Annotated in this window: 10 protein-coding genes; 4 read left to right on the plus strand and 6 right to left on the minus strand. The window is 57.8% G+C overall.

Going from position 1 to position 13134, the window contains the following annotated elements:
• Nucleotides 1-16 precede the first annotated feature (16 nt).
• The 5 genes from AC0T7J_RS11510 to AC0T7J_RS11530 are packed head-to-tail and all read right to left on the minus strand — an operon-like array spanning nucleotide 17 to nucleotide 7212.
• On the minus strand, nucleotides 17-5557 hold the full coding sequence (locus AC0T7J_RS11510) for an AAA family ATPase (RefSeq protein WP_473794265.1): 5541 nt from the start codon (nucleotides 5555-5557) through the stop codon (nucleotides 17-19).
• Nucleotides 5557-5940 (minus strand): response regulator transcription factor, encoded by a 384-nt coding sequence (locus AC0T7J_RS11515; RefSeq protein WP_473794267.1) that lies wholly within the window; start codon nucleotides 5938-5940, stop codon nucleotides 5557-5559. The genes AC0T7J_RS11510 and AC0T7J_RS11515 overlap by 1 nt, the downstream gene beginning before the upstream one ends.
• A gap of 43 nt (nucleotides 5941-5983) precedes the next feature.
• Complete coding sequence (locus AC0T7J_RS11520) at nucleotides 5984-6238, minus strand: XapX domain-containing protein (RefSeq protein ID WP_031590644.1); 255 nt, start codon at nucleotides 6236-6238, stop codon at nucleotides 5984-5986.
• A gap of 2 nt (nucleotides 6239-6240) precedes the next feature.
• Nucleotides 6241-6462: a XapX domain-containing protein gene (locus AC0T7J_RS11525; protein WP_010247175.1), complete on the minus strand. Its 222-nt coding sequence runs from the start codon at nucleotides 6460-6462 to the stop codon at nucleotides 6241-6243.
• 57 nt (nucleotides 6463-6519) lie between these two features.
• On the minus strand, nucleotides 6520-7212 hold the full coding sequence (locus tag AC0T7J_RS11530) for a hydrolase (protein WP_473794270.1): 693 nt from the start codon (nucleotides 7210-7212) through the stop codon (nucleotides 6520-6522).
• A 287-nt stretch (nucleotides 7213-7499) separates the two neighbouring features.
• Between AC0T7J_RS11530 and AC0T7J_RS11535 the strand changes: the two genes are divergently transcribed.
• Genes AC0T7J_RS11535 through AC0T7J_RS11550 form a run of 4 tightly spaced genes read left to right on the plus strand, consistent with a single transcriptional unit; the run spans nucleotide 7500 to nucleotide 12287 of the window.
• A complete protein-coding gene (locus AC0T7J_RS11535; RefSeq protein WP_473794272.1) occupies nucleotides 7500-9377 on the plus strand; it encodes an amidohydrolase in 1878 nt (625 codons plus the stop codon).
• A 2-nt stretch (nucleotides 9378-9379) separates the two neighbouring features.
• The gene (locus AC0T7J_RS11540; protein ID WP_473794274.1) at nucleotides 9380-9802 is read left to right on the plus strand and encodes a DoxX family protein; all 423 of its coding nucleotides are present in this window, start codon (nucleotides 9380-9382) and stop codon (nucleotides 9800-9802) included.
• Nucleotides 9789-11417 carry an MFS transporter gene (locus tag AC0T7J_RS11545; RefSeq protein WP_473794276.1) on the plus strand — a complete coding sequence of 543 codons (1629 nt, stop codon included), beginning with the start codon at nucleotides 9789-9791 and terminating at the stop codon, nucleotides 11415-11417. Before AC0T7J_RS11540 ends, AC0T7J_RS11545 begins: the two co-directional genes overlap by 14 nt.
• 48 nt (nucleotides 11418-11465) lie before the next feature.
• Nucleotides 11466-12287 (plus strand): alpha/beta fold hydrolase, encoded by an 822-nt coding sequence (locus tag AC0T7J_RS11550; protein WP_473794278.1) that lies wholly within the window; start codon nucleotides 11466-11468, stop codon nucleotides 12285-12287.
• Nucleotides 12288-12328: 41 nt separating this feature from the next.
• On the opposite strand, the gene AC0T7J_RS11555 is transcribed toward AC0T7J_RS11550, so the two are convergent.
• The gene (locus AC0T7J_RS11555) at nucleotides 12329-13054 is read right to left on the minus strand and encodes a pirin family protein (protein ID WP_323168751.1); all 726 of its coding nucleotides are present in this window, start codon (nucleotides 13052-13054) and stop codon (nucleotides 12329-12331) included.
• Nucleotides 13055-13134: the final 80 nt, after the last annotated feature.

Raw genomic sequence — 13134 nt, forward strand, 5'->3', positions numbered from 1 at the left:
CCTGGCCTTAATACGTTTATCCCAGTGGCAGAGTGAACCAGAAACGGCTGCCGCCTTCCGCCCGATTCTCTGCGCCTAACTCACCACAATGCTTTTTGATGATCCCTTTGCTGATGGTTAACCCCATGCCCATGCCACTTTTCTTCGTGGTGTAGAACGACTCAAAAATCCGTTCACGCACGCCATCCGGCAAGCCGCAGCCGCTATCCAGTACTTCAAAACGCAACGTGTCCGGCGTCGGGTTCTCTGACGTCAGCCGCAAGAGCGCCGTGCGAGGTAAATCGTCGGACATGGCATCGATGGCATTGATCACCAGATTCAGGAGCACCTGCTGAATCTGAACGCGGTCACAATAGATATCCGCCTTTCCGGCCCTCAGTTTCAGCTCCAGCGAAATTCCGCGTCGCTCCAGCTCAACCCGGGAGAGCGCCAGAATATCGCGGGCGATCAGATGCAGGTTTTCCGAGGCAAAGCTTGATTCATGATTGCGGGTCAGCGCCTGCAGGCCACGAATGATCTCTCCGGCACGTTTACCCTCTTTGATAATTTCATCCAGACTGCTGCTGGCATTCTCCAGCATCACCGGTTCACGCTTCAACCAGCGCAGGCTGGCCCCGGCATTGGCCACGATCGACATCAGTGGCTGGTTAATTTCGTGCGCGATTGAGGCAGTCAGTTGCCCGACTGTAGTAGCGCGGGTTACACGGGCCAGATCCGCCTGGGCCATGCGCGCGGCATCTTCTGCCTGGCGCTGCGAGGTGATATCGGAAATGGTGCCGAAGTACTCTTTGACCTCGGGGAAATTTTCTACCGGCTCTCCGATGCCTTTGATATAGCGGCATTCACCATCCGGCCTGAGCACACGGAACTCAGCCTGCATACTGCGCCCCTGACTGACGCTGTGCGTCACCAGTTCACTGATGCACGCATAATCATCGGGATGAACGCGGGTCAGAAAGTCTGCCATCGATAACCCTTTTTGATGGGCTGGCAGGCCCAGAATACGACCATACTCATCAGACACCATCATCATGTCCTCTGCCACTTCCCAGCGCCAGGTGCCGGTATGACTGATCTTCTCGCCGAGCATCAGCGAGGTTTTGCTGGCGCGCAGCTGCTTCTCAACCCGTCGCCGATGGTTGTTCTCCTCCAGCAGCTCAGCGTAGAGTCGTGCCGTCTCCAGTGAAACTGCCGCCTGAGCACTCAACGTTTTCACGATGTGGGAGTGCTCAGCCGTGAACGCATCGGGCATAAGGCGATTCTCCAGATAGAGCACCCCAACCATATTGGCCTGTCTGAACATCGGAACACATAACACCGCAGCGCCCGAAGCCACCAGATAGGGATCCTGACTGAACGGACTGAACTCTTCCGGTTTTCCGGTGCGTATCTCCTGGCCGGTACGGATCACCGCAGCCAGTACCGATAGCGGCAGATCGGTCGCGACGGGGCGTTCCTTGACAATCTGTACCCGCACACCATCAGCCGTGCTTTCAGCCCAGGCCTGCGTCTCGGGCAGATTGCCATCCAGAATCCGGATGAGCCGACAGCGCTGGGCACCGGCCCGCTCCAGCAGCATGCGCATCAGGGTATGAATCAACCGATCAAGGTTGATCTCCTCCGTCAGAGCGCGTACAGCAGTCAGTACGCTCTCCAGATCGTAAAAAGAGGCATCCTGCGTAAAGGGTATGGTCGACACCGCGCTGTTTTGCGCCGGCGCGGTCAGATGCGGATAGTGCTGCTCAAGCTGACGTACCATCGCCAGTGCGCCCCAGCTTTCCCAGCTTCTCATCGACGCTTTAATGTAAGCATCGGCGGCGGTATCGAGCTGTAATGCTTTGCAGTAGCGACCAGCCAGCTGATTCGCCAGCGCATGGATGTGCAGATATCCCCCCTGGCGGGAGAGACTGATCGCATTTTCATACTGCTTTAGCGCCTCAACCGTGTTGCCCTCAAGACGGGCAGACTCTGCGCTGAGCAGGGCATATTTATCAGCAAACAGTCCGGGATTGAGGTCAGCCCAGCCCGCAAATTTGTCCAGATCGCAGCGCAGCGTATCGCTGTCAGCCGCCCCGGGCTGCAGGCTCAGTGAAAGTGCGCTGTAGAAATGCATATCCATCAGGTAGATATAAGCGGGTACGGCGCTAATCAGCGGGCGAATGTCTGCAAAACAGCGCAGCGCATCACGGTATTCAGCCGCAAAGAAATGCGCCATTCCCCGATACAACCCCGCCCAGAACAGCACCATCGCTTTTGGGCCAGAGATCACGCCCGGCTCGCTGCCCGCCACCATCGGCAAAGCCCCATCGCGATCGCCTGCCCTGAACCCGTTGCTGTTTCGCAGTTGCATCACCAGCTGCTTCTGCATGACCAGCACGTTCTCAACATCGGGATAAAAGGTTTTGCGTGTAAAGGCCAGTCCGCGCTCAATGGAGGTCATGACCGACTCCAGATGATCGCCGCGAGTCAGTGTGTTCATGATCTGATGACGCAACGAGAGGCAGGCAAAGGAACGGTCACCGTGCATTACCGCGACGCGAAAACTTTCACGGGCACTCTCCACGGCGACATCCAGCGGCTGCGTCCAGATCCCCAGTTGATCTAATGGCAGCAGCGTGCGGGCTTTGTAGCGGGTAAAGTCATGCCGCTCCACCAGCTCACGGGCCACCCGGCCGCAGGCATAGCCAAAATGCCAGGCCTGATAGCGTTCGCTAATCAGCACGCTGAACCAGGCGAGACCAAACGCAGAGGCACCGGTCACGCCGTGATCAAGCGTCAGCTCCAGCATCCGGCAGACCAGGATCAGATGCAGCTGCGGGCAGTCGTAGGCAGAAACAAAAATCGTACTGGCCATCAGGTTCAGCACCGACTCAGTTTCAGGATCGCTGTTAAGCGGCAGACGGGAGAAAGCGTCTTGCGGGGAATCGCCGATCCGCGCCCTGATTGCCTGCCAGGCGGCATCAATCTCCGCGTCGTCCGGATCACGCCTGAGATGCACACCAAACACCGCCAGCCAGGCAAGCGCAGTTTCCAGCGCCAGATGGTTGTCGGACTGCCGCATATGAATTTCTGCAGAGAGGCAGGCTGCCATCGATTTTTCACTGAGCGTCCCCGGCTCACTCAGTAGTCGGGTACAGAGCCTTTGCGCGGTTGTGAGATTACCGTGCAGAAACTCGCACTCCGCCTCATCGATGCCGAGCATAAAGTCATTGCCGGTCACCATCCGCTGGCTGAGTTGCTGGGCGCTGCGCAGATAACGCAGTGCCGAGAGATAGTCTCCGGCACGCTTCGCACTCTGTGCTGCGCGTAAACAGAGGGGATAATAGCGTTCACGATCTGCGACGCTGAGCGGCAGTTCAGCAATCATGCCGATGTGATAAGCCGCGCGGAACAGCGTCTCACTGTGATCGGCATTCACCACCGCGCTCGAAAACCATGCCGCCGCCTGTTGATGAAGAGACTGTTGCTGCCGAAGGTCGGGCAGTAAAAACGCCGCGTTATGCACCCGGTCGTGGGTAAAGGCATAATTCCCGCCAGTCAGAGTTATAAAACGTCCGCTGACGGCAGGCTCAAGCTGCTGCAGAATGCGCGATACGGATGTCGCGGTGATATGACTTAACAGCGACAGCTCGCCGCTGGCCCCCAGACAGGCCAGCGAACCCAGCAACTGACGTGTTGCCTCCGGCATCCGCGCCAGCTGATTTAGCACCAGTACAGCCACATTATCGCTGTACTGACGGGCACTTAGCGCCTGGCTGTCGTAATGCCACCTCAGCGGGTTCTGACGATAGACAATCACCCCATCATCCACCGCCTGACGGAAGAACTCCTGCATAGAGAGCGGATTACCGCCGGTTTTCTCAAAGATAATCTGTGCCAGCTCTCGATTACCGCCGGGCCGGGTATGCAGCATCCCCGCCAGCCAGCGGGTGATACTCTTAACGCTGAGCGGCTGCGGCGTCAGCGCCACGACTCGCGCCGCTGACGCTCTGAGCCTCAGCAGAAACCCGGCAATCATCAGACAGGGCATCGATTCACCCTCCCGGAAGGCGAGCACCAGCATAAAGGGCAGATGCTCATTACGGGTAATCAGATTTTCCAGCAGTTGCAGGGTGGCATTGTCTGCCCAGTGAACATCATCAATCAGCATCACCAGCGGACGGCCCGGCGTAGCAAAAGCCTGGATAAGCGCAGACGCCATCTGATTAAACTGCTCGCGGGCGTCCGTAGCATGGCGCACCACCGGCTGCATCGTCCGGATATTCAGCAGCTGTTTTAGTTCAGGCACCAGTTCAATGGCTAAATCGGTATAACCGCCCAGCAGCCGCAACAGGCGAACCCGCCATTTGCTTAGCTCCAGGGCTGACAGTCCCAGCAGATAAAGCGTGACCGTGCGAAACGCTGAGGCGACAGCGGCATAAGGTGCGGCCGGCGAATGTTGATCGGCCTTGCTGGCGGCCAGCAGAATCTGTCGGTGCTGCAGGGTTTTCAGGGCGGAAGCGATGATGGCGGACTTACCCGAGCCGGGCGCACCGCTCAGCATCACCAGACTCTGCGTGCCGGTGCGGTTGACCGCATCCAGCGCTGTCAGCAACATACCGGCCTGCGGATGTTGAGTAAACAGCGTCTCGGGCCGGAAACTGGTGCTGAACCGCTCCTGCAGACCGGGCGTGAACGGCGCAATAGTGTTTTCTGCGGTCAGCGTCGCCTGACAGCGGCGTAAATCAGCCATCAGTCCCTGCACGGTCTGATACCCGTCAGCAGGTGACTTTGCCAGCAGACGCAGCAGAATCACAGAGAGCATCGGCGGCACATCCTCTCTGACCTGGACGGCTGGCCGGGGTGCGCTGGCGATGTGATGATGAATCCACTCCGCCTCCCCCGCGTCCGGTGAGCCAAAGGGCAGCTTACCGGTGAGATATTCATACAACACGACACCCAGGCTGTAGAGATCGCTGAGGCTGCTGACCGGATGCGGCGTGCGGCCGGTATGTTCAGGCGACATATAGGCCAGCGTGCCGCCTGAGACGCGCAGGCTGTTTTTTTCCGCCGACTGCGCCGTCAGTGAGGCGAGACCAAACCCGCCCAGCCGGAACCGGCCATCGTCAGTGATGAAGAAATGGCCTGGCTTGATATCCCCATGCACGATGCCCTGATGATGCACCTGGCCGAGCGTGTAGCAAAGCTGCAGAGCAACCTGCAGGAAGTCTGCGATTTTATCGGGAGGGGTCGCGAGATTATTCGCCAGGGTGCGAAACGGAAACGTCGGGTAGATCAGCGCATAGCGGTTGAGATAGCGGGTGGTGCCCGTCGCGGTGATGGCCCAGCGGGGAGAAAGATAAGCGGCCAGCGCGCGCTCATTTTTCAGCCGCTGCGTCGCCTGAAACGTGACGTCGTCACTCTGCCCGGTGGCGATAATCAGCGACTCACCTGAGTGGCGGCGCGCCAGCATCCAGAGCAGACAGCCATCCTGCGCCAGCGGCGTCAGCGTGTCAAAGTCTTCAATTGCGATCCCTGCGTCGTCACTCTCCTGAAAATTAACTGAAAGCATGCTCATCAGCGCACCTTTCCCTGAGATAACTCGCAACGGATCAGTGTCAGCAGCGTATCAACATCAATCGGCTTTCGCAAAAAAGTCACGGCACCTAAAGCAATGGCATACCACAGGGTGTTTTCTTCCGGATCTGCCGAGATAAAAATCACCGGTGGCAGACCAGCCCGCTGTTTCAAAATAGTAAACAGCTCAAATCCGGACATGCCCTTGAGTCCGACATCGATGATCAGCATGCCCACCTCTGAAAGCGCATCGTCATCGCTCAGCAGCGCCTCACCTGACTCAAATAATCGGGTCGAATAGCCGTCTGAATGCAACAGATTGCTGAGTCCACTGCGGACCGCGCGTTCATCATCAACAATGACAATACGCTGTGACAGCGCCATGCAGTTATCCTCTGAAACGCCTCATCGTACGGCACGCGAGGACTTAAGGGTGGTTATCACCATCGGGTGGCGGTGTCCCACTGATTTTTGGCACACACTCATGGCGAAACCACTTCAGCGTCACCGGCTGCCGGCGGAACAGACGCGTACCCAGCGGAATCAACTGCTCGCCCACCAGCATGCCAAACAGCCCCACTAAAGCAATAACCGGAGGTGCCGGAGCGTTCACGTTGATCAGGGCATAGATTACCCCGGCAAGCAGCCCCACCGTGAGAGAAATAATGTAGGATTTCAACATGTTCAGCTTACCCGCGAAACAGGTGTGACAAACGGCGCATCGGATCGCTGCAGGGTGGTCGCATGCTCTGCGGGCAAGACCGCGTGCACCAGCGCCCCACCCAGCAACATCCCCAGCAACCCCACCAGCGCAATCGCGGGCGGGGCCGGTGAACGCACCTTAAGCAGGCCGTAAAGCAGGCCAATCAAAACCCCTGCAGCCAGAGAAAGAAGTAAAGGATTCATGACCGGACTCCTGTTATACCTGATGACCGACAGAACTGCCGATCACCAGGGCGCCCCTTAGCGGAGCGGTGCGTGCACCGGCGCCAGGGTGCGGTGTTCACTTTTCTGACGTGACGGCGCTTTGTGTACCATGGTGTAGGCGTAATCCACACCAATGCCATAGGCACCTGAATGCTCTTTGGCGATGTTCATCACCGCATCGTAAGTGTCACGGTTGGCCCAGTCACGCTGCCACTCCAGCATTACCTGCTGCCAGGTGACCGGCACCACACCCGCCTGAATCATGCGCTGCATCGCGTAGTCGTGCGCTTCTTTGGTGGTGCCGCCTGACGCATCCGCCACCATATAGATCTCATAATCCCCTTCCAGCATTGCGCACAGCGCAAAACTGTTGTTACACACTTCCGTCCAGAGACCGGACACCACCACTTTTTTCTTGCCGTTCGCGGCCAGCGCATCACGCACTTTCTGGTCATCCCAGGAGTTCATTGAGCTGCGCTCCAGAATGTCCTGACCCGGAAACACATCCAGCAGTTCAGGATAGGTGTGGCCCGAGAAGCTTTCGGTTTCGACGGTGGTAATGATGGTGGGGATATTGAAGACTTTCGCCGCCTTCGCCAGCGCAACGGTGTTGTTTTTCAGCACCTGGCGGTCAATAGACTGCACGCCAAAGGCCATCTGCGGCTGCTGGTCGATGAAAATAATCTGGCTGTTATGTGGCGTGAGGACTTCAAGCTTAGCGTTGGACATGCGTTCACCCATAGAGGTTATGTAACGGAATTTTCGCCAATTGGCGCGGAGCAAAAGGACGGTCAGTGCAGGTTTAACGTCCTGCTGCTGGCTGTCTGGTCGCAGTGTAGGGTGACGTGCCGCGGCAAACTATTATCTCTGCGTATAACTATACGAAGGTATAGGTATCCCTCTGTATAACTAGACGACGCATTAGCCCGCTCACCATAATCCGGCTTATTCGTGCCCTGTTATCTGCGGCACTTCCTGTCCCGCGCTATGTCGGACAACCCCGTTGAGGAGGATCTATGGTTACGCTGGGTAAAGCAGAACTGATACTGACCCATGGCAAATTTCATACTGTTGACCGCAGCAATCCGGTGGCAGAAGCCGTTGCAATTCGTGATGGCAAATTCGTTGCGGTAGGCACACTGGCAGAGGCGATGGAGTATCACTGCGACGGCACTAAAGTGATCGATCTGAAAGGTCACACCGCCGTGCCGGGCCTGAACGATTCCCACCTTCACCTGATTCGTGGGGGGCTGAACTACAACCTTGAGCTGCGCTGGGAAGGGGTTCCGTCGGTTGCCGATGCGCTGCGGATGCTGAAAGAGCAGGCGCTGCGCACGCCGTCACCGCAGTGGGTGCGTGTGGTAGGCGGCTGGACCGAGTTCCAGTTTGCCGAGCGGCGGATGCCGACGCTGGATGAGATCAACGAGGCGGCGCCCGATACGCCAGTCTTCGTGCTGCATCTTTATGACCGCGCCCTGCTCAATCGCGCAGCGCTGAAAGTTATCGGTTACACCAAAGAGACACCGAACCCGCCGGGAGGCGAAATCCAGCGCGACAGCAACGGCAATCCCACCGGCCTGCTGATCGCCCGTCCCAATGCCATGATCCTCTACGCCACCCTGGCCAAAGGACCGAAACTGCCGCTGGAACAGCAGGTCAACTCGACCCGTCAGTTTATGCGCGAGCTGAATCGACTGGGTCTGACCAGCGCCATTGATGCGGGCGGCGGCTTCCAGAACTATCCCGAAGATTACGAAGTGATCGCTGAACTGCATCAGAAAAAGCAGATGACGCTGCGTATCGCCTACAACCTCTTCACTCAGCGTCCGGGTCATGAACTGGAAGATTTTGAGAAGTGGACGGACATGCTGACGCCAGGTCAGGGCAGCGACTATTTCCGTCACAACGGCGCAGGTGAAATGCTGGTGTTCTCGGCTGCCGACTTCGAAGATTTCCTGGAGCCACGTCCGGACTTAGCGCCTGGCATGGAGGATGAGCTGGAGCGTGTGGTGCGTCATCTGGTGGAACATCGCTGGCCTTTCCGTCTGCATGCAACCTATGACGAGTCGATCAGCCGGATGCTGGATGTCTTTGAGAAGGTCAACCGCGATATTCCGTTTAATGGTCTGCACTGGTTCTTTGACCACGCGGAAACCGTCACTCAGCGTAATATCGATCGTATCAAAGAGCTGGGCGGTGGCATTGCAGTGCAGCATCGCATGGCATTCCAGGGCGAATACTTTGCTGAACGCTACGGTATTGAAGCCACCCGCCATACCCCACCGGTTCAGAAAATGCTGGAAACCGGCGTCCCGGTCGGACTCGGCACCGATGCCACCCGCGTCGCCAGTTATAACCCCTGGACCGCGCTCTACTGGCTGGTTTCCGGTCGCACCGTGGGCGGCATGCAGATGTATGACGTGAATGCCCGCCTTGACCGTGAAACGGCGCTGATGCTCTGGACACAGGGCAGCGCCTGGTTCTCCAGCGAACAAAATAAAAAAGGTCGGATTCAGGTAGGTCTTCTGGCGGATCTGGCCGTGCTCAGTAAAGACTTCTTCAGCGTGCCGGAAGAGGAAATTAAAGGCATTGAGTCAGTACTGACGGTGGTGGATGGGAATATTGTCTATGCCGCCGGATCGTTCAGCGCGGATGCGCCGCCCGCTTTTCCGGTTCTGCCTGAGTGGTCACCGGTGGTGAATGTGCCCGGTCACTATCGCAGCGCCCCGCCGGTTGCGCAGAGCCGTGCGGGTATGATGCCCGCCGTGCACCACTGCAGCGGCCCCTGCGGTGTTCATCGCCACTCGCATGAGATAGCCCGTGGTTCCAGCGTGCCGGTCGCCGAAGATAACGCCTTCTGGGGCGCGCTCGGCTGCAGCTGCTTCGCGTTTTAATTATGAATAACGCTATCACTCAATCGCCCCGCATCAACGCGGGGCTGTTCTTCCTGCGCCTGACCGGCAGTCTGCTGCTGTTACAGGTGCATGGACTGCCGAAAATTCTGCATTTCAGCGAAGAACTGACGCGTATAGAAGACCCGTTTGGTCTGGGACCGATGATGAGCCTGCTGCCGGCGATAGTGGCAGAAGTCATCTGCCCGATCTTTATTATTCTCGGCTGGGGTACCCGGATTGCCTGCCTGCCGATCATCGCGGTGCTGCTGGTCGCAATGCTGGTGGTACACCCTGGCTGGTCACTGGCGGAAGGCCAGTTCGGCTGGCTGCTGCTGATTATCTTTACCACGCTGGCGCTGACCGGGCCTGGCGGCTGGCGAATCGGCGCGGTAAAACCTCAGGGGGTTCGTCATGGCACAGGTTAATGATATCCACCAGCTGGAGCAGGAGCAGCCCGAGGTGCAGCCCGCTGGCGAGATGTCGCCATTACAACCGCTACGCAGGCCGGTGTTTCGCATGCTGTGGATCGCCACCGTCGTCTCCAATATCGGTTCATGGATGAATGATGTGGGTGTGAACTGGAGCATGCTGACGCTGAGTGCCGATCCGCTGGCCGTGGCGCTGGTGCAGGCGGCCAGCAGCCTGCCGATGTTCCTGTTCGCGCTTCCATCAGGCGTGATGGCGGATATCGTTGACCGACGCAAATATCTGCTGTTTTCCCAGCTTTGGACCTTTATCGCCGCCTGCGGGCTGACGGTGCTCGCCTGGACCGGCCATGTCACTCCCGAAGTGCTGCTGGCAGCCGCCTTCTTGTTGAGCGCCGGTGCCGCCATGAGTTCGCCGCCCTTTCAGGCGATCGTACCGGATCTGGTGACGAAACCGGAGCTGGGATCTGCTATCGCGCTTAACTCCCTCGGCATTAATATCAGTCGGGCCATCGGGCCGGCGCTGGGTGGCCTGATCCTCTCGTTCACCGGTCCCTGGATGGTCTTCCTGCTCAATGCGCTCTCCGTGCTGGGCGTCACGTGGGTGCTCTGGCGCTGGAAGGCTGAGCCGAGCGTACAGCGTCTCCCGCCCGAGCACTTCTTTCCGGCGGTGCGTGCCGGACTGCGCTACGTTCACGCAGCACCGGTATTGCGTAATGTGCTGGTGCGGACCTTTGCCTTCTTCCTGTTTGGCAGCGCCGGCTGGGCATTGCTGCCGCTGGTGGCGCGTCGTGAGCTCGGCCTTGGCCCTGGCGGCTACGGCATCATGCTGGCCTGCATCGGTGTCGGCGCGATTACCGGCGCGGTACTGCTGCCAAGCCTGCGTCGTCGCCTGAGCTCCGATCGCCTGATGGTACTCGCCAGTCTTGTTTTCGCCCTGACCATGCTGGCGCTGGCTTTTGTGCGGCACTTCTGGCTACTGAATGCGTTTGAATTTTTTACCGGATTTGCCTGGATTGCCGTGCTCTCGACGCTGAATCTCGGCGCACAGCGCAGCGCCGCGAAATGGGTGAAAGCACGCGCGCTGGCGGTCTATCTGACGGTGTTCTTCGGCTCCATGACCGCCGGCAGCGCACTCTGGGGACAGCTCGCCTCACACTTCAGCATTCCGCTGTCGCTCTGCATCGCCGCCCTGGGCATGGTGCTGGCCAGCAGTACCGTCTGGCGCTGGCGGCTCGACCAGGATCCCGACCTCAATCTCGATATGATTGGTGATGGCGTCAACGCGCCCGCACTGGATATTCGGCATGAACGCGGGCCGGTGATGGTGAATTATGAATACCGGATTACTATTGATGATGCACATCCCTTTACCGTCTGCATGCAGGATATGCGGCGGGTCAGACGTCGCGGTGGCGCCATCAACTGGTCACTGTATGAAGATATTCTGCAGCCCGGCATTTTCGTTGAGACGTTTGTCGTCGGCTCCTGGGTCGAGCATCTGCGTCAGAAAGAACGCTACACCATCAACGATAAAAAGATAGAGCGGCGGGTTTTCGCTTTTCATCAGGGTGAACGTTCACCCGAGGTTCGCTATCTGGTGGCGCCAGCATGACTGGCGTCACCCTCATTTCATCCATCACGCCATACAGAGGGCAATACCATGAGCACCTTTAAAACGACCGACGGCACACAGATCTACTTCAAAGACTGGGGCACCGGTAAGCCGGTTCTGTTCAGTCACGGCTGGCCGCTGGATGCCGATATGTGGGACAGCCAGATGAACTTCCTGGCGGAGCGTGGTTATCGGGTTATTGCGTTTGACCGTCGTGGTTTTGGTCGTTCTGATCAGACCTGGACCGGTAATAATTACGATACCTTCGCTTCTGACATCAACGATTTGATCACCCATCTTGACCTGCAGAATGTGACGCTGGTGGGTTTCTCAATGGGTGGCGGCGACGTCACGCGCTATATCGGCAGCTATGGCAGCGATCGCGTCGCGGCACTGGTGCTGCTCGGTGCCGTCACGCCAATCTTTGGCAAAACGGCAGATTACCCGCAGGGTGTCGATATGTCGGTGTTTGAAGGGATTCGTGATGGCCTGCTTAAGGATCGCGCGCAGTTTATCAAAGAGTTCGCGACGCCGTTTTATGGGACCAATGCCGGACAGACCGTTTCTGATGGCGTCATGACGCAGACGCTGAATATCGCGCTGATGGCCTCGCTCAAAAGTACTGTGGATTGTGTCACCGCCTTTGCTGAGACCGATTTCCGCGCTGACGTGGCGAAAGTCAATGTGCCGACGCTGGTGATCCACGGCAGCAACGACCAGATCGTGCCGTTTGAATCCACCGGCAAAGTAGCGGCGGAGATGATTGAGGGAGCTGAACTCAAGGTTTATGACAATGCGCCGCACGGTTTTGCGGTGACGCATCAGGATCAACTGAACCAGGATCTGCTGGCGTTTCTTAACGCGCAGTGATGTAAAAAATACTGCGCGGTGAAAGCCGCGCAGTTTTCATTTTAACGGGTTGGATGATTCACTTCATTCGGACGCAGATCGAATAACAACACCTCCGCTCCTTCACCGTGACTGAACGACAGCGTTTTCTCATTGCGAACACGCGCACCGTCTCCGGCATTAAATTGCAGCCCATTTACCCTGACACTGCCGCGCGCCACATGAATGTACGCATAGCGGTTATCCGGCAGGGTGATGGTCTGCTGCTCATCCCCCTGGAACAGTCCGGCATAGATGCGAATATCCTGGCGCACCCGCAACGCCCCGTTTTCACCTTCCGGCGAAATAATCAGTCGCAGATTACCGCGCTTATCCGCTTCGCTGACGGAGACCTGCTGGTAGCCTGGCGGGCTGTTCTTCTCTGCCGGCACCACCCAGATTTGCAGAAAGTGAACACCCTCGGTGCCCGAGTGGTTGAACTCACTGTGCGTCACACCGCTACCGGCACTCATCAGTTGCACATCGCCGGGAACAATCACAGAGCCGGTGCCCATGGAATCTTTATGCTCCAGCGCGCCCTCAAGGACATAGGAGATAATCTCCATATTGCTGTGAGGATGGGCACCAAAACCGCGGCCTTTGGCTACCCGGTCATCGTTGATCACCAGCAGATCGGAAAAGCCTGCCTGTTTTGGATCCCAGTAGTTTGCAAAAGAGAAGGTGTGACGTGAATTCAGCCAGCCGTGATCGCCCACGCCGCGTTGCTCTGACAATCTTTGCTCAATCATATTCTGCCCCTTCGTTGATTCGGGAAGTGCGAATGCCCTTCGATGGAAACAGCATATAAGTAAACAAGACTGTCAGACAA

The organism is Pantoea sp. E956-1, from assembly GCF_982223955.1.

What these genes read in the sequence shown, in the direction of transcription:
- AC0T7J_RS11510 (WP_473794265.1), bottom strand. Translation starts at nt 5,557, where the DNA reads ATGAGCATGCTTTCAGTTAATTTTCAGGAGAGTGACGACGCAGGGATC.
- AC0T7J_RS11515 (WP_473794267.1), bottom strand. Translation starts at nt 5,940, where the DNA reads ATGGCGCTGTCACAGCGTATTGTCATTGTTGATGATGAACGCGCGGTC.
- AC0T7J_RS11520 (WP_031590644.1), bottom strand. Translation starts at nt 6,238, where the DNA reads ATGTTGAAATCCTACATTATTTCTCTCACGGTGGGGCTGCTTGCCGGG.
- AC0T7J_RS11525 (WP_010247175.1), bottom strand. Translation starts at nt 6,462, where the DNA reads ATGAATCCTTTACTTCTTTCTCTGGCTGCAGGGGTTTTGATTGGCCTG.
- AC0T7J_RS11530 (WP_473794270.1), bottom strand. Translation starts at nt 7,212, where the DNA reads ATGTCCAACGCTAAGCTTGAAGTCCTCACGCCACATAACAGCCAGATT.
- AC0T7J_RS11535 (WP_473794272.1), top strand. Translation starts at nt 7,500, where the DNA reads ATGGTTACGCTGGGTAAAGCAGAACTGATACTGACCCATGGCAAATTT.
- AC0T7J_RS11540 (WP_473794274.1), top strand. Translation starts at nt 9,380, where the DNA reads ATGAATAACGCTATCACTCAATCGCCCCGCATCAACGCGGGGCTGTTC.
- AC0T7J_RS11545 (WP_473794276.1), top strand. Translation starts at nt 9,789, where the DNA reads ATGGCACAGGTTAATGATATCCACCAGCTGGAGCAGGAGCAGCCCGAG.
- AC0T7J_RS11550 (WP_473794278.1), top strand. Translation starts at nt 11,466, where the DNA reads ATGAGCACCTTTAAAACGACCGACGGCACACAGATCTACTTCAAAGAC.
- AC0T7J_RS11555 (WP_323168751.1), bottom strand. Translation starts at nt 13,054, where the DNA reads ATGATTGAGCAAAGATTGTCAGAGCAACGCGGCGTGGGCGATCACGGC.